The sequence below is a fragment of the Amycolatopsis oliviviridis genome, assembly GCF_014654365.1.
Lineage (GTDB): Bacteria > Actinomycetota > Actinomycetes > Mycobacteriales > Pseudonocardiaceae > Amycolatopsis > Amycolatopsis oliviviridis.
On the sequence record NZ_BNAY01000012.1, the window covers coordinates 51406 to 73256 of the forward strand.

25 protein-coding genes are annotated in these 21851 nt (G+C 69.2%); 11 read left to right on the forward strand and 14 right to left on the reverse strand.

Going from position 1 to position 21851, the window contains the following annotated elements:
* Window positions 1-795: DUF222 domain-containing protein (locus IE302_RS37720; RefSeq protein WP_229908214.1), on the reverse strand; the 795-nt coding region annotated here is incomplete at its 3' end.
* Window positions 796-930: 135 nt separating this feature from the next.
* Window positions 931-1743 carry a DUF4097 family beta strand repeat-containing protein gene (locus IE302_RS37725; RefSeq protein WP_191259255.1) on the reverse strand — a complete coding sequence of 271 codons (813 nt, stop codon included), beginning with the start codon at window positions 1741-1743 and terminating at the stop codon, window positions 931-933.
* A 132-nt stretch (window positions 1744-1875) separates the two neighbouring features.
* On the opposite strand from IE302_RS37725, the gene IE302_RS37730 reads away from it, so the two are divergent.
* Both IE302_RS37730 and IE302_RS37735 read left to right on the forward strand, forming a co-directional pair.
* Entirely contained in the window at window positions 1876-2064 is a 189-nt protein-coding gene (locus tag IE302_RS37730; protein ID WP_191259256.1) for a hypothetical protein, read from the forward strand.
* A gap of 6 nt (window positions 2065-2070) precedes the next feature.
* A complete protein-coding gene (locus IE302_RS37735) occupies window positions 2071-2517 on the forward strand; it encodes a WXG100-like domain-containing protein (RefSeq protein ID WP_191259257.1) in 447 nt (148 codons plus the stop codon).
* Window positions 2518-2529: 12 nt separating this feature from the next.
* Here the strand turns inward: IE302_RS37735 and ligD (IE302_RS37740) are convergent, their stop codons facing one another.
* Entirely contained in the window at window positions 2530-3486 is a 957-nt protein-coding gene (ligD, locus tag IE302_RS37740; RefSeq protein ID WP_191259258.1) for a non-homologous end-joining DNA ligase, read from the reverse strand.
* A gap of 46 nt (window positions 3487-3532) precedes the next feature.
* Between ligD (IE302_RS37740) and ligD (IE302_RS37745) the strand changes: the two genes are divergently transcribed.
* The 4 genes from ligD (IE302_RS37745) (at window position 3533) to IE302_RS37760 (ending at window position 8004) form a co-directional block, all read left to right on the forward strand.
* On the forward strand, window positions 3533-4450 hold the full coding sequence (ligD, locus tag IE302_RS37745; protein ID WP_191259259.1) for a non-homologous end-joining DNA ligase: 918 nt from the start codon (window positions 3533-3535) through the stop codon (window positions 4448-4450).
* 142 nt (window positions 4451-4592) lie between these two features.
* On the forward strand, window positions 4593-5138 hold the full coding sequence (locus IE302_RS37750) for a MarR family winged helix-turn-helix transcriptional regulator (protein WP_191259425.1): 546 nt from the start codon (window positions 4593-4595) through the stop codon (window positions 5136-5138).
* A 78-nt stretch (window positions 5139-5216) separates the two neighbouring features.
* Window positions 5217-6581 carry a pyridoxal phosphate-dependent decarboxylase family protein gene (locus tag IE302_RS37755; protein ID WP_191259260.1) on the forward strand — a complete coding sequence of 455 codons (1365 nt, stop codon included), beginning with the start codon at window positions 5217-5219 and terminating at the stop codon, window positions 6579-6581.
* Window positions 6582-6615: 34 nt separating this feature from the next.
* On the forward strand, window positions 6616-8004 hold the full coding sequence (locus tag IE302_RS37760) for an amino acid permease (protein WP_191259261.1): 1389 nt from the start codon (window positions 6616-6618) through the stop codon (window positions 8002-8004).
* Here the strand turns inward: IE302_RS37760 and IE302_RS37765 are convergent.
* Together IE302_RS37765 and IE302_RS37770 are read right to left on the reverse strand one after the other, a co-directional pair.
* Window positions 7973-8956 carry an ROK family transcriptional regulator gene (locus IE302_RS37765; protein ID WP_191259262.1) on the reverse strand — a complete coding sequence of 328 codons (984 nt, stop codon included), beginning with the start codon at window positions 8954-8956 and terminating at the stop codon, window positions 7973-7975. The two genes, IE302_RS37760 and IE302_RS37765, sit on opposite strands and share 32 nt — an antisense overlap.
* A 2-nt stretch (window positions 8957-8958) precedes the next feature.
* On the reverse strand, window positions 8959-9381 hold the full coding sequence (locus tag IE302_RS37770; RefSeq protein ID WP_191259426.1) for a winged helix-turn-helix transcriptional regulator: 423 nt from the start codon (window positions 9379-9381) through the stop codon (window positions 8959-8961).
* Between the two features lie 125 nt (window positions 9382-9506).
* Between IE302_RS37770 and IE302_RS37775 the strand changes: the two genes are divergently transcribed.
* Window positions 9507-10919, forward strand: a complete 1413-nt coding sequence (locus tag IE302_RS37775) for an MFS transporter (RefSeq protein ID WP_191259427.1) — start codon at window positions 9507-9509, stop codon at window positions 10917-10919.
* Here IE302_RS37775 and IE302_RS37780 read toward each other — a convergent pair.
* The 4 genes from IE302_RS37780 to IE302_RS37795 form a co-directional block, all read right to left on the reverse strand.
* Window positions 10859-11323 (reverse strand): SRPBCC family protein, encoded by a 465-nt coding sequence (locus tag IE302_RS37780; protein WP_191259263.1) that lies wholly within the window; start codon window positions 11321-11323, stop codon window positions 10859-10861. The two genes, IE302_RS37775 and IE302_RS37780, sit on opposite strands and share 61 nt — an antisense overlap.
* Before the next feature lie 158 nt (window positions 11324-11481).
* Complete coding sequence (locus IE302_RS37785; RefSeq protein ID WP_191259264.1) at window positions 11482-12480, reverse strand: aliphatic amidase; 999 nt, start codon at window positions 12478-12480, stop codon at window positions 11482-11484.
* Window positions 12467-13090, reverse strand: a complete 624-nt coding sequence (locus tag IE302_RS37790) for an AmiS/UreI family transporter (protein WP_191259265.1) — start codon at window positions 13088-13090, stop codon at window positions 12467-12469. Before IE302_RS37790 ends, IE302_RS37785 begins: the two co-directional genes overlap by 14 nt.
* Window positions 13091-13174: 84 nt before the next feature.
* Window positions 13175-14251, reverse strand: a complete 1077-nt coding sequence (locus IE302_RS37795; protein ID WP_268246796.1) for a substrate-binding domain-containing protein — start codon at window positions 14249-14251, stop codon at window positions 13175-13177.
* A gap of 87 nt (window positions 14252-14338) precedes the next feature.
* On the opposite strand from IE302_RS37795, the gene IE302_RS37800 reads away from it, so the two are divergent.
* Window positions 14339-14749: a MarR family transcriptional regulator gene (locus IE302_RS37800; protein WP_191259266.1), complete on the forward strand. Its 411-nt coding sequence runs from the start codon at window positions 14339-14341 to the stop codon at window positions 14747-14749.
* 3 nt (window positions 14750-14752) lie between these two features.
* Here IE302_RS37800 and IE302_RS37805 read toward each other — a convergent pair whose 3' ends face one another.
* Window positions 14753-15397, reverse strand: a complete 645-nt coding sequence (locus IE302_RS37805) for an MFS transporter (RefSeq protein ID WP_191259267.1) — start codon at window positions 15395-15397, stop codon at window positions 14753-14755.
* Window positions 15398-15491: 94 nt separating this feature from the next.
* On the opposite strand from IE302_RS37805, the gene IE302_RS37810 reads away from it, so the two are divergent.
* From IE302_RS37810 to IE302_RS37820, 3 genes are read left to right on the forward strand one after another with little or no spacing between them, the layout of a single operon-like run.
* Window positions 15492-16175: a response regulator gene (locus IE302_RS37810; protein WP_191259268.1), complete on the forward strand. Its 684-nt coding sequence runs from the start codon at window positions 15492-15494 to the stop codon at window positions 16173-16175.
* The gene (locus IE302_RS37815) at window positions 16172-17575 is read left to right on the forward strand and encodes an ATP-binding protein (RefSeq protein WP_191259269.1); all 1404 of its coding nucleotides are present in this window, start codon (window positions 16172-16174) and stop codon (window positions 17573-17575) included. The genes IE302_RS37810 and IE302_RS37815 overlap by 4 nt, the downstream gene beginning before the upstream one ends.
* Window positions 17572-18057, forward strand: coding sequence for a GerMN domain-containing protein (locus IE302_RS37820; RefSeq protein ID WP_191259270.1), 486 nt, complete (start codon window positions 17572-17574; stop codon window positions 18055-18057). Before IE302_RS37815 ends, IE302_RS37820 begins: the two co-directional genes overlap by 4 nt.
* On the opposite strand, the gene IE302_RS37825 is transcribed toward IE302_RS37820, so the two are convergent.
* The 4 genes from IE302_RS37825 to IE302_RS37840 are packed head-to-tail and all read right to left on the reverse strand — an operon-like array spanning window position 18054 to window position 21593.
* Window positions 18054-19247: an ABC transporter permease gene (locus IE302_RS37825; RefSeq protein ID WP_191259271.1), complete on the reverse strand. Its 1194-nt coding sequence runs from the start codon at window positions 19245-19247 to the stop codon at window positions 18054-18056. The two genes, IE302_RS37820 and IE302_RS37825, sit on opposite strands and share 4 nt — an antisense overlap.
* Window positions 19244-19933 carry an ABC transporter ATP-binding protein gene (locus IE302_RS37830; RefSeq protein ID WP_191259272.1) on the reverse strand — a complete coding sequence of 230 codons (690 nt, stop codon included), beginning with the start codon at window positions 19931-19933 and terminating at the stop codon, window positions 19244-19246. The genes IE302_RS37825 and IE302_RS37830 overlap by 4 nt, the downstream gene beginning before the upstream one ends.
* The gene (locus tag IE302_RS37835; RefSeq protein WP_191259273.1) at window positions 19930-20988 is read right to left on the reverse strand and encodes a peptidoglycan-binding protein; all 1059 of its coding nucleotides are present in this window, start codon (window positions 20986-20988) and stop codon (window positions 19930-19932) included. The genes IE302_RS37830 and IE302_RS37835 overlap by 4 nt, the downstream gene beginning before the upstream one ends.
* Window positions 20985-21593 (reverse strand): hypothetical protein, encoded by a 609-nt coding sequence (locus IE302_RS37840; protein WP_229908216.1) that lies wholly within the window; start codon window positions 21591-21593, stop codon window positions 20985-20987. Before IE302_RS37840 ends, IE302_RS37835 begins: the two co-directional genes overlap by 4 nt.
* Window positions 21594-21851: the final 258 nt, after the last annotated feature.

The following is a 21851-nucleotide window of genomic DNA, read 5'->3' on the forward strand; positions in this document are numbered from 1 at the left end:
CAGGATGTGGGTGGCTTCCCCGGCTTGGCCGGGAAGGTTTCGGCTGGTGGTCTTGAGCCGGACGTAGTCGGTGAAGGCGTCTCCGTAGCGTTCGTCCTGGGTGCGGGGGTCGCGGACGCCGTCGATGGCTTTGTGGGGTTTGGCCATCGGGTCGAGGTCGGATTTCAGTCGTGCGTAGGTTTCCAGGTCCAGGGTGGCTTTGAGGCCGAGCGTGCCGTCGCGGTGCTTGACGAACCGCAGCTCCGGTCGGACATCCTTCGGGTCCTCGTTGCGAGGTTCTTTCCCATCCGGATCGAGCTTGTCCAGCAGCCGTCGCCCGGCGCGGGCGATAGCGCGAGGCCCGGTGTGGCGGGCGAGGTCGACGAGGATCTTCTCCCCGCCCCGCACCTCCTCCTCCGGCACGAACGACGGGATCCGGGCGAGAGTGCGGATGATCGCGTCGATCTGCGAACCACCGATCGCCCCCTCCGCCGAAGCCCCAGCAGTCAGAGGCGCCAAAGGCGGAACAGGATCACCACCGACAGACGGACCGGGATACAACGCCAGCACCCGATCAGCCCGAGCCTTGGCCTCCTTCTCCGTCACATGGAAGTCCTCATAAATCATCGCCGCCAACGTCGAATGCCCGCTACATCCCCGAACCCCGCGCGTATTGATCTCCGCGAGAATCGCGTTCTGCTCCGCATCCAGCTGACGCTTGAGGACTTCCAATTCCTGCTTACGGGCATGCAACACAGCCGTGTCGACACGCCACCACTCGATGCGCGTCGTCTGGGGTCTGTCGCTGCTGGCCACGTAAACAACGGTACTCGTGCTCGAACACCTGTGCTATAGCATATTCAGACTATATGAATCGCAATTAGAGGACTAATTGCGATTCGGACAGAAAACCGCGGTGACACCCTGAAGGATGTCACCGCGGTCGGAACCTCAAGCGGCCGCACGCTGGACGACGATGTCGTCAAGCCGCGTACGCGCGTACACCTTGACCTCGCCGCCCGCGGCGAGCGAGTTGCGCACAGAACCCTTCGTGCTCTTCGCGTCCACCGACGCGGCGTCACCGTCGACGCCGACCTCGATACCGCCGGACGCGTTCACGAGCTCGGCCGCGCCGTGCGACAGCCGTCCGACGCGGATCGGGCAGTTGGCCGCCTTCGCGATGACGTCGCCGTCGGCGCGATCGATGTCGAAGCTTCCGCTCGAACCGGAGAGATCGACGCCGGACCGGGCGTGCCTGATCCAGACCTTCCCGTTCGCGCCCACGTACTTGACGGTGCCCTCGACCTCGCCGATCCGCAGTCCCGCCGTGCCGCCTTCGACGTTCACGGTCCCGGAGACGTGCCCGACGGCGACCTCGCCCGCAGCCAGGTTGCCCCGCACCGAAGCGACGCGGTCGACCTGGATCCGGCCCGAAGACACCTCCAGTTCGCAGTCGCCGAACTGGCCTTCGGCGACCATGTCCGACCATGCCGTGTTCAGGACAAGCTTGGAACCGGTGGGAACCTCGATCGTGATGGCCACTGAACCGCTCTTGCCACCGGCCTTCTTCGTCTCGATGGAGAGCTCGCCGCCGGCGAAGTCGACCTTGGTGTTCTCGGCGACCTTCACGTCGGACTTGCTCGTGCCGTCGATCGGCTCGACCAGCACGACCGTGTCCGGACGGTCGCTCGCGGTGAGGCGCACCCGGGCGCCGGCGGTGGTCAGCGTGGCGGTGATCGGCGACAGTGTGGTGAAAACAGACATGGTGTGAACTCCCTCGGTGGTGGTGCTTTCTCGTTGTTGAAGCAACTGTCGCCGACCGCCCTGACACCGGACCGCCACCGCGCTGACACGCCGGGGACGCGGTGTCAGCCCCTGATCCACCTCGGATCGCCGGTGGCCGGAACAGGTCAGGACGAGCCCGCCACCTACATCTGCCCGAAGTACCGGCCTGCCGAGGTCTCGGTGCTGAGTCATGCCGACCCGCTCCCGGCGGCGTGGCAGTCCGACGGTCACGGGGCCACGATCTCCGCGGCGACCTACGCCAGGGGAGATCAGGACGCGGCCTCCGGGTTCGGGAGGTAGGGCCGGATGGTCGTGCCGCAGCCGAACAACGCCCACGGGTTGTGGGCGGCCGTCAGAGCCGAGATCGAGGTGGCCAGAGGGAGCAGGGAACCCGCGATGGCCTGGCCCGACACCGACGAGGACAGGGTCCACGCGCTGGCGATCGCCTGGCGTGACGCCTCACTGGCCTTCACCCCGGTCACCGTCAGCCGAACGATCTTCGCGACCACGGCCGGAGAGATGTTCGCCCAGCGGGTGGGCGGCATCGACGAGTGGACCCTGCAGGCCGGGGCCAACGCCGCCGACTGGAAGGACGGTCACTCCGCCGATCCCGGCGACCAGGCCGCCGTGCAGCTGGGCATCGACCTCGCGCACGAGTACGGTCCGGGCGCGCTGACCCCGGAGAAGGTCACCCAGGCGATCCTCGACCGCTACGACAGGTTCCAGCAGGCCGGGGTCATCCGGCCGATGTGAGTGCCGTCGTGCTCACGGCAGTTCGACGTCCTCGGGTGCCTTGTCCGCCCGCAGTCCCCGCCAGGTCGTGTGCCGCAGCCGCCCGTCCGGCGTCCAGTTCCGGTGCACGACCTCGCCGACGAGCTCGGGCGCCACCCAGTGCACCCGCCGCGCCCGATCCCGCGGGACCTCCGTAGCGAAGGGAGGTGTCTTCCGTTCCAGCGGCGTGAGCCTGCCGTGCAGGTCTTCGAGGACCTTGTCGCTGAACCCGGTCCCGACGTCGCCGACGTACCGCAGGTCACCGGCCTCGTCGTGCGCGCCCAGCAGCAGTGCGCCGAGCGTCCCCGCACGCCGTCCTTCGCCGGGGCGCCAGCCGCCGATCACGACCTCCTGCGTGTGCCACAGTGCCCGTTTGATCCACTGCCGCGTCCGTTTCCCGGGGTGGTAGCGGCTGTCGAGCTTCTTCGCGATCAGCCCTTCGAGGCTGTGCTGCCGGACGACCTCCAGCAGCTGATCGGGCGAGATGTCCTCGTCGGTGTACCCCGGAGGGATGACGACGCGGCCGCCGGCGTCCAGTGAGGTCAGCAGGTCGCGGCGGGCGGCGTAAGGCTCGTCGAGCAGGCTTTCACCGTCGAGAAGCAGCACGTCGAAGGCGAAGAAGTGCACCGGGCTGCGCTCCAGCAGGGACGCGTCCGGCGTGCGCAGGTGCCGTGTCTGCAACAGCGGGAAGCTGGGCCGTCCCTTGTCGTCGAGGACGACGATCTCGCCGTCGAGGACGACTTCGCGGCCGGCGAGCGCCTCGCCGGTCACGTCCGGGTACGTCGCCGTGATGTCGAGGCCGCGACGGCTGGTCAGGCGGGTCTCGCCGTCGCGTGCGACCCGCAGGCAGCAGCGGTAGCCGTCCCATTTGTATTCGTACCCCCACCCGCCGGTGGGCAGGTCGCCGTCGGTCGCCAGCATCGGGGCGATCGCGTCCGGCACGGTACTCATGCCTCACGGTACCCCGGAAACCCCGCCGGTGATCTATCGTCGAAGGGTGCCTGAGGAGCGGATAACGGTCGAGGTCGAGGGACGGCGGCTGGGGCTGTCCAATCTGGACAAGGTGCTGTACCCGGCGCACGGTTTCACCAAACGCGAGGTCCTCGACTACTACCGCCGGGTCGCCCCGGCCATGCTCCCGCATCTGCGCGATCGCGCCGCCACGTTCCGCCGGTTCCCGGACGGCGTCGACGGCGAACCGTTCTACGAGAAGAACGTTTCCCGGCACGCGCCCGAGTGGGTGCGCACGGCCCGGCTCACCAACCGCGGCCGCCGGGGCGGTGAGGAGACGCTCGACTACCCGGTGGTCGAGGATCTCCCGACGCTGATGTGGGCGGCCAATCTCGCCGCGCTCGAATTGCACGTTCCACAGTGGACGGTCGGCCCGCGTGGTGCCCGGAAACCACCCGATCTGCTGGTGTTCGACCTCGATCCCGGCCCGCCCGCGGACGTCGTCGACTGCTGCCGGGTCGCCGAGACGCTCAGCGACCTGCTCACCGGGGACGGGCTGACGGTGTACGCGAAGACGAGCGGCAACAAGGGAATGCAGCTGTACTGCCCGGTGCGCACCCGATCCGACGAGCGCACCTCCGAGTACGCCAAGGCGGTCGCGGAGGAACTCGCGCGCCGGTCACCGGAAACCGTCGTCGCCCGGATGACGAAGGCGATCCGCCCGGGCCGCGTGTTCATCGACTGGAGCCAGAACAACACCGCCAAGACCACCATCGCGCCCTATTCGCTGCGCGGCCGCGCCGTCCCGACCGTGTCCACCCCGGTGACCTGGGAAGAGGTCGAGGCCTGCCGCAAGGCCGCCGATCTGCTGTTCACCGCCGAGCAGGTGATCGAACGCGTCGAGGAGATGGGTGACCTGTTCGGCGACATCGCCGAGCATCGCGTGGCTGTTCCCGCCCGGTGAGCCCGCCCCGGCGTTGTCCGGAACCGGACAGGATCCGGCCCCGAAAAGACCACTGTGGACGCACGCCGTTCCGCATACGATCGGCGGATCGGGTGCGCGGGGGTGCGTGCCCACCGGGCTGGTACCTCCGGGGCCGGTGAGGATGTGGCTGTTGACCGGGTATCACACGCTGGCCGAGACCGAGAACGCCGTGCGCGCCAAACTGGGCGGGATCCCGCTGTTGTGGGAGCGGATGGAGGCGGTGGCCAACCTCCACCGCGCCGCCACGGCGGTCCGGCTGCATTTCGAGAACTCGGTCCTGCGCACCGCGGGTCTCACCTGGACCGCGTTCGTCGTGCTCTGGGTGGTGTGGATCTTCGGCGAGAAGGAGACCAGGCACGTCGCCGCCGAGTCCGGGATCACCAAGGGCACGCTGACCGGGGTGATGAAGACCCTGGAAGCCCACGGCCTGGTCACGCGGCGCAAACATCCCGAAGACGGACGCCTGGTCCTGCTCGCGCTGACGTCGGAAGGGGAGCGGCTGATGCGGGAGCTGTTCCCGGAGTTCAACCAGGAAGAAGCGTTCGTCACCGACAGGCTCAGCCCGGCGGAATGCACCGAGTTGGCGGTTTCGCTGCGGGAGATCGTCAAGCAACTGGAGGAGAAGGGGGAAGAACGTCGCCAGGCGGCGGTGGCCCGGGACGGCTGAGCCCTACCGAAGACGGTTGCGCGGGACCTCCGGCGACTCCTACGTTTTTTGGAGCCGAACGATCGAAGGGCGCCCTTGATGGACTTCAGGTACTGGCTCGGGCAGGCGTTGACGTCGAACGAGGCGTGGGCTGAGACGTTCACCCCCGTCCGGCCGCATCCGTCGCTGGAGATCTCCGACGGGCGGTTCGAGACCGCGTTCGAGGAGTTCACCGAGCGCCTGAAGGACAACTATCCGTTCTTCCACCCGTCCTACGCGGGCCAGATGCTCAAACCGCCGCATCCGGCCGCGGTGGTCGGCTATCTGACCGCGATGCTGGTCAACCCCAACAATCACGCGCTCGACGGCGGTCCCGCGACGGCCGAAATGGAACGCGAGGTGGTCCAGCAGCTCGCCACGATGTTCGGCTACCGGGAACATCTGGGGCATCTGACCACCAGCGGCACGGTGGCGAACCTGGAGGCGTTGTTCGTCGCGCGGGAAACACATCCGGGCAAGGGAATCGCGTACAGCGCCGAGGCGCACTACACACACGGCCGGATGTGCGGCGTACTCGGCGTCGAAGGCCATACGGTGCCCGCCGACGCCCGCGGCGCGATGGACCTCGACGCGCTCGAAGAACTGCTGCGCACCGGGAAGATCGGCACCGTGGTGGTCACCGCGGGCACGACCGCGCTCGGCACGGTGGAACCGGTCCACGAGGTATCGGCGCTGTGCGAGCGCTACGGCGTCCGGGTGCACGTCGACGCGGCCTATGGCGGTTTCTTCCGGCTGCTGTCCGGTTTGGACGGTCCGGAAGGGCTGCCCGAAGCACCGTGGCTCGCCATCGCCGGGGCCGATTCGATCGTCATCGACCCGCACAAGCACGGCCTTCAGCCCTACGGATGCGGCGCGGTGCTGTTCAAGGATCCCGCGGTGGGCCGGTTCTATCTGCACGATTCGCCTTACACCTACTTCACTTCGGAAGACCTGCATCTCGGCGAGATCAGTCTCGAATGCTCCCGGGCGGGCGCGGCCGCCGCCGCGTTGTGGCTCACCTTCCGGGTGCTGCCACCCACCCCCGACGGGCTTGGCCGGGTCCTCGCGGCCGGCCGCCGCGCGGCGTTGCGGTGGGCGAAACTGCTGGAGGACTCCGAACGGTTCGACCTGTACCAGCCGCCGGAGCTCGACATCGTCACCTACTTCCCGCGTACGGAACCGCTTTCGCTGTCGAAGATCGACGAGGCGAGCGCGCGGATCATGCGCGTCGGGATGGCCGCGGCGAAGGATCCGGTGTTCCTCAGCACGCTGCGGGTGAGCGAGTCCCAGTTCGGGCTGCGTCACACCGGGGCCGACGCGGACGCGGACGGCGCGAGGATCCTGCGTAGCGTGCTGATGAAGCCCGAAAGCGAGGACCACGTCGACCGGCTCCACGAGCGGCTGGAAGAGTTGTCCCGCGGTTGAGTTCCGAGTGCCGCCTCGTACGAAGGGATCCGTCATGCCCGCACCAGGTCCGGTCGAACCCGTGACCGCGATCGAGACCCGGTCGCTCGGTACCGGCTTCCGGCGGCGGCACGTCACCATGCTGGCCATCAGCGGCGCGATCGGCGCCGGGCTGTTCGTCGGCACCGGCGCGGGGATCAAGACCGCGGGTCCCGGCATCCTGCTGTCCTACGTGGTCGCCGGCCTGCTCATGGTGCTCGTCATGCGGATGCTGGGCGAGATGGCCGCCGCCGAGCCGAGCAGCGGTTCGTTCTCCGTGTACGCGGAGAAGGCGCTCGGGCGCTGGGCGGGCTTCACCGTCGGCTGGCTGTACTGGTCGCTGCTGGTGGTCGTCGTGGCGGCCGAGGCCACCGCGGCCGCGGGGATCGCGAACGGGCTGCTGCCCGGGATTCCACAGTGGACCTGGGTGCTGCTGTTCATGGCGGTGCTGACCGTGGTGAACCTGTTCGCCGTGCGCTCGTTCGGGGAATTCGAGTTCTGGTTCGGCGCGATCAAGGTGACCGCCGTGGTCGGCTTCCTCGTGCTCGGCACGCTGGCGGTGTTCGGGATCCTGCCGGGGACGACGCCGGTCGGGCTGGACAACCTCACCGGGCACGGCGGTTTCCTGCCCAACGGTCTCCAAGGCGTCCTGACCGGCCTGCTCGCGGTCGCGTTCTCCTTCGGTGGCATGGAACTGGTCACCATCGCCGCGGCGGAGTCCGACGATCCGGCGGGCTCGATCCGCCGCACCACGCGCACGGTCATCGTGCGGCTGCTGCTGTTCTACATCGGTTCCGTGGCGCTGATGGTGCTGTTGCTGCCGTGGGACTCGGCTTCGGCCAACACCAGCCCGTTCGTGACCATCCTGGAGCAGATCGGGGTGCCGTCGGCGGCGCTCCTGATGAGTTTCGTCGTGCTGACCTCGCTCCTGTCGGCACTGAACGCGAACCTCTACGGCGCGTCGCGGATGGTGTTCTCCCTGGCCGAGCGCGGTGAAGCGCCGCGCGCGATGCTGAAGCTGTCCGGCGCGGGCGTCCCCCGGACGGCGGTGCTGTCTTCGGTGGCCTTCGGTTTCGTGGCCGTCCTGCTGAACTTCCTCGCCCCCGAACACGTGCTGCCGTTCCTGCTGAACGCCATCGGGGCGAACATCCTGCTGGTCTGGATCTTCGTCGCCATCTCCCAGCTGCGGCTGCGGAAGGCGACGGAACGCGACGGCACCGCCGCCGACCTGCCGGTGCGGATGTGGGGTTTCCCGTGGCTCAGCTGGGTCGCCCTGATCGCGATGGCGGGCGTCCTCATTCTCATGTGGACGGACGCCGACGCGCGGACGCAGCTGTTCACCAGCGGCGCGGTGGCCGTGCTGATCGTGGTGATCAGCCTGCTCCGGCGACGTCCGCGACGCTGAACAGTTCGCGCTCGACGCGGCTCAGCGCCAGCCGTACCGCGCCGAGCGCCACGGCGTCTTCGCCGAGCGTCGACGTCTCGACGCGCACCGGGAACAGGCACAGCCTGGTGAGTTCGGCGCGCAGCGGCGCGGTCAGCCAGTCCGCGGCGCCGCCGATCACCACCAGCCGCGGGTCGACGGCGAGCACGGTCCCGGCGACCAGTTCGACGAACCCGACGGCCCGCCGCAGGGCGCCGATCTCGCCCGCCGCGCCGTGGTGACCGGCGTGCAGTTTCCCGCCGAGCAGCAGGCCCAGCGAGACGGTGCGTCCGGTCTGCACGTAGACGAAGTCGTCGACGCCGTGCGCGACGCCGCGCCAGTGCTCGGCCAGCGTCGCGAGCTTGGTGTCGTTCCCGGCGAGCACCGGGCAGCCGCCACCGAACTCCGCGGGCAGGTCGACGCCGGTCCAGCCGGGAAGGCGGTCGTCGCGGACGACCTTGCCGCCGGACACCACCCCGGTGGTGCCGATGCCGAGCACCCGCACGTTCGCGTGCCCCCGGACGGCGGCGCCGAGCACCCGGCGCGCGGCGCCGAGCCGGTCGGACGCGCCCATCTCCGGGTCGAGGTCGGCCTTCACCCGCCCGATGACCTCGCCCCGCAGGTCGGCGACCAGGCACAACGTCTGGCGCGGGCCGACTTCGAGCCCGGCGACCTGCCCGGATTCGGGACGGAAGCGGTACCGCTTGGCGGGCCTGCCCACCGGCCGCGGCGCGCCGGGGGAGAGCGGGACCTCCTCGACCAGGCCCTGACCGCCGAGGTCGACGGCGATCTCCTCGACCGTCGGCCGGGAGACCTCGCTCGCCTTGACCAGTTCCGCGAGAGTGAGTTCGTCGGCCGCGTACAGCGCGCGCAGGACGGCGATGGCGTTGAGCCGCCGCAGCAGCGACGGATCCCCTCCCGACAGTCTGGCCATGCCTAAGCGTTGACGCGTTTGTCGTACTGGTCGCGCGCGACGGCGATCTCGCTCCGGTGGTCTTCGGTCCAGGTGACCAGCGACTGGATGGTCTTGTGCAGCGTCATGCCCAGCGGTGTCAGCGCGTAGTCCACACGAGGCGGCACGACCGGGTAGACGGTCCGGGACACGAGCCCGTCGCGTTCGAGGTGACGCAGCGTCGTGGTGAGCATCCGCTGGCTGATGCCGTCGATCTTGTACTTCAGCTCGGTGAACCTGAGGGTGTTCAGGTCGAGCAGCGCGATGACCAGCAGTGACCACTTGTCCGCCACCCGGTCCAGGATCTGCCGGACCTCGCAGTCCTCGCGGGTGTCCCACTGGAAGGCCTCGTACTCCTCCTCGGTGAGTTCACAACGACTGGGTGAGTTCAAAGTGCCTTCTTCCATGGTCACCGATAGTGTCCGAAGATCTCCTTGGTTACAAGAGGGAACCGACCGGCATTCGGGTAACCGTCGGTCCCTTGCCCACCGAGGGAGAACTGATCTTGACTACAACACGTGCCGCCGACCGGATGAGCGGGCGTGCCCGGGGCGTGCTCCTGGTGCTGTGCGGCGCCATCTTCCTGGAAGGCATCGACATCGCGATGCTGAACGTGGCGCTGCCGTCCATCCGGGCCGAACTCGGCCTGTCGACGGCGACCCTGAGCGGCGTGGTGAGCGCCTACGTGCTCGGTTACGGCGGGTTCATGCTGCTGGGCGGGCGCGCCGCGGACCTGTACGGCCGCCGCCGCATGTTCCTCACCTGGCTGGTGGTGTTCCTCGTCTTCTCCGGGCTGGGCGGGTTCGCCACCGAAGGCTGGATGCTGCTGCTCGCCCGGTTCATCACCGGGGTCGCCGCGGCCTTCATGACCCCCGCGGGCCTGTCGATCATCACCACGAGCTTCGAAGAAGGCCCGAAACGCACCAAGGCGCTGCTGTTCTACGCCGGCACCGCGGCCGGCGGTTTCGCACTCGGCCTCGTCATCGGCGGCCTGCTGACCGGGATCGACTGGCGCTGGGTGTTCTTCACGCCGGTGATCCTTTCCGCTGTCATCCTGGCCGCCGCGCTCTGGCTCATCAAGGAACCGGAGAAGCAGGCTCGCGTCCCCCGGCGGCTGGACCTCGGTGGGGCCGTCACCGTGACCGTGGCGATGCTGCTGCTCGCCTACGGGGTGGTCCGGCTGGAACATCCCGGGCGGGACTGGGGCTGGACGGTCGCTTCGTTCGCCGGGGGAGCGGCGGCGCTGACGGCCTTCGTGGCCATCGAACGCCGCTCGCCCGCGCCACTGGTGCGGCTGGGCATCCTGCGGTCGGGACCGCTGCTGCGGGCGAACATCAGCACCCTGCTCTACGCGGGTTCGTTCTTCGGGTTCCAGTTCCTCGTGACGCTGTACCTGCAGGAACTCCGCGGCTGGTCGACGCTGGAGACGAGCCTGGCGCTGCTGGCGACCGGGATCGACGCGATCCTCGCGCCGACGCTGACCCCTCGGCTGGTGGCGAAGTTCGGCAACACCCGGGTGATCTTCGGTGGCATCGTGCTCGCTGTCGTGGCGTACGCGCTCTTCCTGCCGCTGAGCATGGACTGGACGTACGCGGCGATGTTCCCGTCGATGATCCTGCTGGGCCTCGGATTCGCCCTCGCCTACGGCCCGCTGACGATCGTCGCGACCGACGGGATCGCCGAGGACGAGCAGGGATTGGCGGGTGGTCTGCTGTACACGTCCTTCCAGTTCGGCGCGGCGCTCGGGCTGTCCGCGGTGACCGCCGTCAGCGTCGCCGCGCTCGGGGACGGTTCGCCGCAGGCCGCGCTCGGCGGCTTTCGCACGGCGCTGGTCGTGCCGCTGGTGATGGCCGTGCTCGCCGCGATCGTCATCGCGTCCGGCCGTCAGCGCGTTTCGGCGAAGGACGCCAGATTGGCCAAGGAGGAGGCGATCCCGGCCTCGTGATCCGCCTGGCCGATGCCGGACGGGACGTCCGTCGCGGTGACGGTCACTTCGGTGCCGTCACCCGCGGCGGCGAGGTCCCAGGTCATCGTCATGGTGCCCGCGAACGCCGGGTCTTCGGACTCGAAGACGGCCAGCTGCACCACGCGTTCCGCGGGCACCAGGTCGGCGAACCCGACTTCGACGACGTCCGTCGCGTCCGACGATTTGCCGGGCGCGGCGGACGCGTCGAGGTAGGTGAGGGTCATCCGGAAGCCGCCGCCGGGCCGCGGATCCCAGTGCTCGATCCGGCCGCGCATCCCTTCCGGTGGCAGCCAGGTTTCGAGGGATTCCCGGTCGAGGAGGGCTTCGTAGACGATCGCGGGCGATGCGGCGATCACCCGGCTGCCGCTGTCGATCCTGTCCATCGGCCCGAGTCTAGGGGCGGATAGGCCGATCATCGCGGATCACGGACGTCGGTGGCTGCTGCCGCCGGTGGCCATCGCCAAGGAACGGCGACGGCGGCGCAAGGTGCACCGCGAGGTCATGAATTCGCTCACGACCGAGCAGCGGCTCACCGTCCTCATCATGGGTTCCGAGGAGTGATGGTGTCCCGGGTGATCGACTCGACGTTCTCCTGCGCCTTCTTGGCGTCGGTGACCCAGAGCTTGTAGAAGTCGAACGGGCAGTCCGCGACACCCTTGTCGCCTTCGTCCGCGTCCTGCACGCCGGTGTAACCACGGTGCAGCAGCTTGAAGATGTGGTTCTGCGACTGGTCGTAGGTCCGCGCGTCGCGGATCGCCGACACCGAGAGCTGCGCGTACTGGATCCCGTATTCCTCTTCGCCGGTCTCGCCGAGCGTGCGCCCGTCGAAGCCGATGATCGCGGAGTGGCCGAAGTAGGAGTACACGCCGTCGAAACCGGCGGCGTTCGCCACGGCCACGTAGCAGTTGTTGGCCCACGCCATGGCTTTCGCCATCAGCACCTGCTGTTCCTTCGCCGGGTACATGTAGCCCTGGCAGCGCACGATCAGCTCGGCGCCCTTCATCGCGCAGTCGCGCCAGATCTCCGGGTAGTTCCCGTCGTCGCAGATGATCAGCGAGATCTTCATGCCCTTGGGGCCGTCGCTGACGTAGGTCTCCTCGCCGGGGTACCAGCCTTCGATCGGGCACCACGGCAGGATCTTGCGGTACTTCTGGACGATCTCGCCGCGGTCGTTGATGAGCACCAAAGTGTTGTACGGCGGCTTGTTCGGGTGGTCCTCGTGCCGCTCGCCGGTGATGGAGAAGACGCCCCAGGTCTGCGCTTCCCGGCAGGCGGCGGCGAAGATCTCGGTCTCCTCGCCGGGAATGGTCGCTGCGGTCTCGTACATCTCCTTGGGGTCGTACATGATGCCCTGCGTCGAGTACTCCGGGAAGATCACCAGGTCCATGCCCGGCAGCCCGGTCTTCATGCCCACCACCATTTCGGCGATCTTGCGGGCGTTGGCGAGGACTTCGGCCTTGGTGTGCAAGCGAGGCATCTTGTAGTTGACCACCGCGACGCCGACCGTGTCCGGGCTGGCGGAAATGTCACCGTGTCGCATGAAGACTCCTTTTCTCGGAACGGTTTTTCAGGACATCGAGAGATCCGGCCGCGGCGATGAGCGCCACCGCGATCGCGGCCGCCAGCAAGGCCGTCCCGGCGTCACTGCGGTAGGCGCCGGTCAGGCCGAGGAAAGCGGGCACCGTGCAGGTCGGCTGGCTGAGCAGCAGGACGGTCCAGCCGGTGAACCGCGTCAGGCGTTCCTTGCCGAGGCCGAGCACCAGGAAGAACAAGGCCCACAACAGCGCCCAGGACAGCCAGATGACACCGAACACCGGGTCGTCGTCGTGCCAGAACGCGATCCCCGCGTACACCACGGCGGCGCCCGCCACGAAGAGCGAGAACCAGCCGATGCCTTCGGGTTCCAGGCCGGCGAGGTTCGCGATGCCGACATACAGATAGGTGAAACCGAAAAGGTACAGGCCGGACGCGGCGAGGATCGCGTCCGGATTCCCGCCGGCCTGGACGATCAGCACGGTCGGGGTGACGCACTGCAGCGCGCCGACGAACAGGTTCAGCACCGCCGCCGAGCGGGGCGGGATCCGGCCGAGCAACATCAGGCCGTTGATCATCAAGGCGGCGCCGACGTAGAGCAGGCCCACGTTGCCCATGCTCACCTCCGCGTAACGTGCATCACGTGGAATAATTTCAAATGAAAGTATGTGGTGTGCCGGGGCGAGTCAAGAGGTCTGGTTCTACAGCCTGGTCAGGACTTCGAAGTCGTAGCCGTCGGCGACGGCGAGATGCACGTGCTGGTCGGCTTGCCGCCCGCGGAATTCGACCGTGCCGCGCGGGCCGTGGTAGGCGACGCCGTCGATCGCCGCGTTGAGCGCGGGCAGATCCGGTGTCCCCGCCCGGCGCACGAGTTCCGCCAGCGTGTGCAGTCCCTCGTAACAGGATTCGGCGGCGTTGTTCAAGGCCGGGGCGCCGGGACCGTTGCGGTCGACGTAGCGGCCGAGCAGGTCCATCGCGTCCGCGGTGACCATGGACCGGAAGTAGGCGGCGGAGACGTAGAGGTTGCCGGTGGCGTTCGCGCCGCTGGCGAGGAGCATGTTCTCCTCCATCAGTGGGCTGAAGCGGATCAGGCGGTCGCCGAGCCCTTGCGCGGCGAAGGCCCGGTTGAAGCGGACGGCGTCTTGCCCGACCAGCAACATGAGCACACCGTCGCTTGTGGACTGTTCGACCGAACGGACCACTGTGGACATGTCGCCCTCGCCGAGCCCGACGAACGCCTCGCCGGTGATGCGCAGGCCGAGATCCTTGGCGTAGTGCCGGATCGCGCGTGCCGACCGGTGCGGCCAGACGTAGTCGTCGCCGACGACGAACCAGCGCCGGGCGCCGAGATGGTCGCGCAGCCAGCGCAGGGCCGGCTCGATCTGGCAGCGCGGTGTCTCGCCCGTGCAGAAGATGCCTGAACGGCGCTCGCCGCCTTCGTAGAGCGAGGTGTAGACGTACGGGACCCTGTCGGCCACGACCGGTGCGAGCGCGTTCCGGATCGACGAGATGTGCCAGCCGCTCACCGCGTCGACCTGTCCGCCCTCGACCAGGCGCCGCAGGTCCGCGGCCACTTGCGCCGGGCTGCCGCCGCCGTCGACCACTTCGGCCTCGACCTGCCTGCCGAGGATGCCGCCGGACTCGTTGAGTTCGTGGACGGCCAGCTCCGTGATCGCCTCGCAGGACGGGCCGAACAGCCCGGCGGGCCCCTGCAGCGGGACCACCATGGCCACGCGCCAGGTGTCGTCGCGGGGCCGTGTGGCGAGGCGTAGGGGCATGGCGCTCCGTGCGGTGGCCCGGTAAGGTCAAAGTGCTTCCACCTGGAAGTATTGCGAGGGTGTCCGGTTTTGGCAAGGGGACGGGATATGGGGACACGCGGCGTCGCGACCGCCGGAATGTCGATCACCGGCTCGCTCACCCGTGCCGCCAGGGCCGTCGCCGCCCGGGTCGAGCAGGTGCTCGCCAAGGAAGGTCTCACCCTGGACCAGTGGCTGGTGCTGGACGCGCTGAGCGGCAAGGGCGGTCTCGCCATGGCCGATCTCGCCGACCGGACACTGGCCACCGCCCCGACGCTGACCAGGGTGGTCGACAAACTGGTGACCACCGCGCAGGCCTACCGCGAGGTCGACGCCGCCGACAGGCGCCGGGTGCTCGTCCACCTCAGCGCCCGCGGCCGGGCGACGTACCGGCGCGTGGCCGCGAAGGTGTCGGAAGTGGAAGCCCGGCTCGACGTGCCGGACGAACTGCTCGCGGCGTTGCGGGGTCTCGGCGACTGAAGGTCAGCCGTGCGGCGGGTACGGCACCGGCCGGGCCGGGGGCTTCTTCGTCAGCGCGACGATGCCGAGGACCGCGGCGACGACGAGCGCGACGAACACGAACAACGCGGCCACCACGAACACCACGCGGAAACCGGTGGCGTCCGAGAGCAGTCCGCCGAGGACCGGCGCGATCACCAAGGCGAGGACACCGAGGCCCGCCGTGATCCCGGCGGCGGCACCGCGGCCGGACCGGAGCCGCCGGATCAGGGCGACGGTCACCCCGAGGACGGCGCCCGCGCCGAGTCCGGTGAGTACCCGGCCGACCAGGAACAGGCCGCTGCTGGGGACGAAGGCGACCAGCAGCACGCCGAGGAGCATCAAGACGATCGCGGGCACGGCCACCGGCGTCGGGAAGCGCCCGCCGGGCAGCAGACCCGCCGGGAAGGCGATCGCGGCCGCGACGAGGTACGAGACGAGGCCGTACAGCAGCAGGGACTGGCCGGACATGCCCAGATCGATCTGCACGGCCGACCCGCCGTCGAAGCGGTAGATCACGGTGACCAGGAAAAGGCCGATGAGCGCGGCGAAGCCGGGCCCGATGACCAGCCACCAGGGAGGGGCGGCGGTCGGCTGCGGGTCGCTCTGTGTCGGCGTCGGCACGTACATGCGCACAACCTATAGCGCCAGGCGCCGCCGGTGGATCACTTCGCCGAAGAACGCCGGGCCCCGGCCACCGGGCCGGCGCGTCATAATCACGATCATGCCGCATATCCTGCTGATCGAAGACGATGTGTCCATTCGCGACGCGATGGAACTCGTCCTGCGGCGCCACGGCCACGACGTCGATACCGCCGGCAGCGGCGAAGACGGGCTCGGTCTGGTGCGGCGTCCCGGCGCGGGCGGGATCGAGGTGGTCGTGCTGGATCTGATGCTGCCGGGGATGGACGGTTTCGAGGTGTGCCGCCGGATCCGCGAGCTGAGCACGATGCCGATCATCATGCTCACCTCGCGCGGCGACGACTCCGACATCGTCGGCGGGCTGGAGGCCGGAGCCGACGACTACGTGGTGAAGCCGGTGACCGCGCGGGTTCTCGAGGCCAGGATCCGCGCGGCCGTCCGGCGGGTCGTCCCGGCCGTGCGGGAGCACGAGGACCACGACGGGCTCGTCCTCGATCGCGCGGGGCTGACCGTCACCAAGAACGGTGCCCCGCTGGCGATCCCGCCGACCGAACTCCGGCTCCTGCTGGAGCTTTCCGCCTCGCCGGGCCGGGTCTTCACCCGCGAGCGACTGCTGGAACTGGTCTGGGAGCACGACTACTTCGCGGATGTGCGGCTGGTCGACGCCGCCGTCGGGCGGCTGCGCGCCAAGATCGAGGACGTCGCCTCCCGGCCGCGCTATGTGCAGACCGTGCGCGGGTTCGGCTACCGCTTCGGACCGCTGTGAGGCTCGGCGGACTCCGCGGCCGTCTGCTGGTCGCCTTCGTGCTGGTGTCGCTGCTCAGCGCCGCCACCGCCACGGTGCTGGCCTACGACAAGGCACGCGAGGCGATCCTCGAACGCGCGAGCTCCTCGGCCGTGCAGAACTTCCGTGACCGGGTGAGCATGTCCGTCGGGGAGTTCGACGTCCCGCCCGATCAGCGGGCGCTGAACCGGCTGGCCGAGGCCGCCGCGTCCGGTTCTCGCGACGCGAAGGTCGTCGTCCGGTACCAGGACCTCGTTGCACCCGCCGAACAGGAGGCGATCCCGTCCGGGCTGCGGGACCGGGTGCGGGCCGAGAACCGGCTGAGCTTCCAGCGGGTCGACTGGAACGGCGCACCGTGGCTCGTGGTGGGCATCCCGGTCACGTTCGCCGGTTCCGGGCGGCCGTCCGGTGTCGAGGTTTTCCAGGTGATCTCGCTACAACCGGAGCAGGACGACATCGCCGCCCTGCTGACGTCCGTTCGCGACGGCGTCGTCCCGGTCGTGCTGCTCGCCGCCGTGCTGGCCCTGCTCGCCGCCGGGACGGTGCTGCGGCCCGTCCGGCGGCTCGCGCAGGCGACGCGGCGGCTGGCCGGTGGCCGTCTGGAAACCCGTGTCCCGGTCAAGGGCCGCGACGAACTCGCCGATCTCGCCAGGGACTTCAACGAAACGGCCGACGCACTGCAGTCGTCCGTCACCGAGCTCCAGGAGCAGGAGGCCCATGCACGGCGGTTCGTCGCCGACGTCTCCCACGAACTCCGGACGCCTCTCGCCGCGATGACCATGGTGTCGTCCGTACTCGACGAGGACGCCGGCGACCTGCCGCCGGACACGGCGCACGCCGCCCGCACGGTGAGCGCCGAGACCGCCGGGCTCGTCCGGCTCGTCGACGACCTCATCGAGATCTCCCGCTTCGACGCCCGGGCCGCGACGCTGACTCCGCAGGATGTCGACGTCGCCGAGGTCCTCCGCGCGACGTTGTCCACCCGAGGCTGGACGGACCTGGTTTCGGCCGAGCTCACGACCGTGCGGGCCCGGCTCGACCGGCGGCGGCTGGACGTCATCGTCGCCAACCTCGTCGGGAACGCCCTGCGGCACGGCGAGCCGCCGGTGACCGTGGTCTTGAAGCCGACCGAGTCCGAGGTGCTCGTCGAGGTCGCCGATCGCGGGCCGGGTCTCACGGCGGAGGCCGCGCGGCACGTCTTCGAACGGTTCTACAAGGCGGACACCGCCCGCACCCGATCCGAAGGCAGCGGTCTCGGATTGGCCATCGCGCAGGAGAACGCGCGGTTGCACGGCGGGCTCATCACGCACGCCGACCGCGAAGGCGGCGGCGCGGTCTTCATCCTTCGCTTGCCCCGCAACGGAAAGGAGGACGACCGATGAAACGGCTGATCGTCTCCCTCGCGGCCTTGACCCTCGCCGCCGGCTGTGGCGTGCGGCCGACCGAGGTGCTCGACGGTGGTGCGCCGGCGTCGGGAATCCCCGACGGCATGCGGATCTACTTCGCTTCGGACAACGGGTTGCGCGGTGTTTCCCGCCCTGACAAGGAGATCACGGATCTGGCCGCCGCCGTCAAACTCGTCATGGCCGGACCGAACGACGCGGAACTCGCCGCCGGGCTCACCGACCTGACCGCCATCACCGGCGAGTTCTCCGCGTCCGCCATCGGCGGGCTGGTGACCGTGCGGCTGCCGAAGATGCCGGTGTCCGCCGTCGCCGGGATGGCCGCCGGGCAGCTGGTCTGCAGTCTCTCGCGAGCCGAATCCCTGCTGCACGGGACCCGGCCCGACGCGGTGCGGGTGACCGTCGTGGCCCAAGGAGGGACGGCCGGCCCGTACCAGTGCTCCCAGTTCTTGAACCGCTAGGTCGCGTTCAGCGCGACGGTGGGATGCAGCCGTGAGGCCCGGACCGCCGGGTACAGCCCCGCGATCACCCCGATCACCAGCGTCGCGCCCAGCCCCGCGCCCGGTGCCCACGGCGGGATGACCGCGATCCAGCCCTGTGCCCTGGCGTATCCGACGGTGGCGACCGAGCCGAGCACCGCCCCGGCCACCCCGCCGAGCGCCGACAGCAGCAGCGATTCGGTGAGGAACTGCAGGAGGATGGCGTTCTTCGTGGCGCCGAGGGCCCGCCGGAGCCCGATCTCCCGGCGCCGTTCCAGTACCGAGACGACCATCGTGTTGGCGACGCCGACACCGCCGACCAGCAACGCGACCGCGCCCAGCCCCAGCATCAGGGTGGTCAGCCCCTTGTCCGTGGCGGCCTTGGCCACCAGCGCGTCGGAGGGACGGGACACCTTCACGGAATGCTCGTCACCCGGGTTGACCGTGCGGGCCAGGACACCCCGGACGGCTTCCACCGAGGCGTCGGAAGACCGTTCGAAGAGCGTGGTCGGATGCCCGTCGAAGCCGAAGAACCGCTCCGCCGCGGGAAAACCGACCAGCGCGACCCGGTCGAGGGTGGGCATGAGCTCGACGGGCGCCAGGATCCCGATGACCACGAACCATTCGTCGTTCATCAGGATCTTGGCACCGGGTCCGGTCACGCCCAGCCGCCCGGCCGCGATCGTCCCGAGCACGACGGTGGGCACGCGTTCGCTCGCCGTGTCCAGCCAGCGGCCGCGCTCGACCCTGGCGCCGAGCGTGTCGAGCAGGTCGGTGCGCGTGGCCTGCGTGGTGACGCCCGGGGCGAGTTCCTCGGGGACCGCGTCGCTGCGCCGCACCCGCGCGTCGACCTCCGCCGTCGCGGTGACCTTCTCGACCGGGCCGATCCGTTCGACCATCGAGACCGCGGCCTTGGGGAGCTTCACCGGTTTGTCGTCGGCGTCCTTTCCCGCCTCGATGGTCAGCAGGTTCGTGCCGAGCCGGTCCAGCTGCGCCATCAGATCGGCCCGGCTGGACGTGGACAGGCCGACCACCGCGACCATCGTCGCGATGCCGATGGCGATCCCGAGTGCGGACAGCACCACCCGTGTCCGGCGGGCCTTCAGCCCGCTCACTCCCACCCGGAGGATGTCGGGAAGGGTGAGCCGGGCGGGTTTCAGCGGTGTGCTCACGATGCGGTCACCGCCGCCCGGGTGTCGGAGACGATCCCGCCGTCCCGGAGCCGGACGCGACGGGGGAGCCTGGCGGCGATCCCGGTGTCGTGGGTGATGACGCAGATCGTCGTGCCTGCCGCGTTCAACTCGTGGATCAGGCTCAGCACCACCTCACCGGACGCGGTGTCCAGCGCTCCCGTCGGTTCGTCGGCCAGGAGCAGGCCGGGCTCGCCTGCCAAGGCCCGCGCGATCGCGACACGCTGCTTCTCCCCACCGGACAACTCCTCGGGTGTGTGCCCCAGCCGGTGCCCGAGCCCGACTCTTTCGAGAGCCGTCCGGGCCCGGTCACGACGCTGTTTCTTCGGCACGCCCGCGTACAGCAGCCCGTCGGCGACGTTGGCCACGGCGTCCCGGCCCGGCGCCAGGTGGAACTGCTGGAACACGAACCCGATGTGCCGGGCACGCAACGCCGAAAGCCTGGCGTCGGACAGGCCGCCCACGTCGTAGCCCGCCACCCGCACCGTGCCCGAGGTGGCCCTGTCGAGCGTGCCGATCAGGTTGAGCAGCGTGGACTTGCCCGACCCCGACGGCCCGACGATGGCGACCAGTTCGCCCTGGTCGATCCGCAGGTCGACACCACGCAGCGCGGATACGCCACCGGGATAGGACTTGGTGGCCGCGGCCAGTTCGATCACCGTCGTCATGGTTTGGCCGATCCCACCTTCACGCCCTCGGCCAGCCCGTCGCCGGTGATCTCGATCCGGCCGTCGGCGCTCAGGCCGGTCTCGACCCGCACGGTCGTGGTCGTGGACTCGCGGACGATCTGCAGGCCGTAGCCGCCTTCGCGCAGTGCGACGATGGCCTCGACCGGGACGGTCAGCACTCCCTTCCGGCTCTCTTGGATGAACTTCACGCTGGACGTTCCCGTGGTGTCCCCGGGCAGGGCGGCGCCGTCGTCCAAGGTGATCTCGACCTGGATCCCGGTCGTGGCGGCCTCGGCGCCGTTCCCGGATTCCGCCCGGACCGTTCCGGATACCTGCCCGCCCGCCGTGGTGCCTTCCGGCAGCGTGACCTCGACCCGGGTTCCCGGCTTCGCCAGCGCCTGGTCGTCCTTGTCCAGCTGAGCCCGCACGACCGGCTTGGTCGACGCGATCGTCAGCACGGCCTTGTCCGCGCCGACCTGGTCGGCCAAGGCCGCGTCGGCGGCCACCACACGCACCGCCCCGGACTGGAAGACCACGTCACCCTTGCCGAGGTCGCCGGTCGGCTCCAGCACGCCGAGCGCCTTCTGCCAAGACTTCACCGCGGCCTGGGTGGCTTCGTCGTATTTGTTGTCGACAGGCAGGCCCCTGCCTCGGCCGAGATCCCGGAGATTGCGTTTCAGCTGCTGGACGTCCGGGCCCAAGGTCCCGACGGTCAGGTCACGGAACATCGGCGTCGCCCCGTAGAGCAGGACGACCGGCCGGGCGTCCCGCTTGTACAGGACCTGACCTCGCTCGACGGTCTTCCCCGGCTCGGCGGCCTGGGTCACCGTTCCTTCCACCGGCGACTTCACCGCGCGACGGTCGGCGTAGTCGAAATGACCGTCGATGGTCTTGCTCCGCACCAGATCACCGCGGGTGATCTCGGCGATCGCCGGCGGCGTGTCCGCGGCGTTCGCCTTGGCCCCGGAGTCGTCGCCGCTCGCCACGACGAAGACACTCACCCCGGCGACGGCCGCCACCGCCACCACCGCGCCGATCACCAGCAGGCGCTTCACTGCATGCCTTGCGCTTGCTCGATGAGCTTGTCCCGGCACGCGGTCTCGGCCTGCTTGTACGCGGGCGAGTTCGTGCTGAGCTGAGGGTCGGCCGGACTCGGGTCTCCGCCGGGCTGGGCGATCCCGTTCTGCATGGTCGGATTGGTGAACTTGCTGACCCCGTTGGCCCGCATGCACTGGGCGTGGGCCAGCAGCGACTCGTACACCTTCTGCTGGTCCTTCTCCGGTTCCAGCTGCATCGCCTTCTGCATCGGCTCCTTGCACGCCTGCATCGCGTCGCCGAGCTTCGTCTGAGAGTCCTTGCGTTCCTCCTGCTCCTGGATGACCTCGATCTTGGTCCAGTCGGCGTAACCGGACAGCAAGGGGTCCGGCCAGTCCTTCAAACCCTCCTTGCGCATGCACTGGGTATAGGCGAGTTGGGCGTCGTAGAAGGCACTTTTCCCGTCAGCCTGGGGCGCGGCCGAAGAGGCGGACGGCGCGACCGCCGCAGGCGGGTTCGCCGAGGCGATCTCCGCTTCCTTCTGCTCGCCACCACACGCCGCCGAGAGCACCAACGGAAGGGCGATCAACGCGGCCAGCCGCCGTGAACGGGTTTCGCTGCTCATGCGGACGATCATGCGAGCGGCACATGGTCGTCCTTCTACGAAGACATGATGAGAACGTAACAACGCGCCGCCGCGCGGACCCGGACGTGAATCCTTCTTACGTGGCCCGGCGACCGGCTCTCAGCCACTGAACCGCCACGTGGTGTCCCGTTGCTGACAAACTTTTCGGTTTCGTCGTGGAACGTGAGATGTGGTCGCGTTTGCGGAATTCTCGGTGAAGACGCGAATTTCACCTGCTTTCGGTCTTTGACCTGCTAT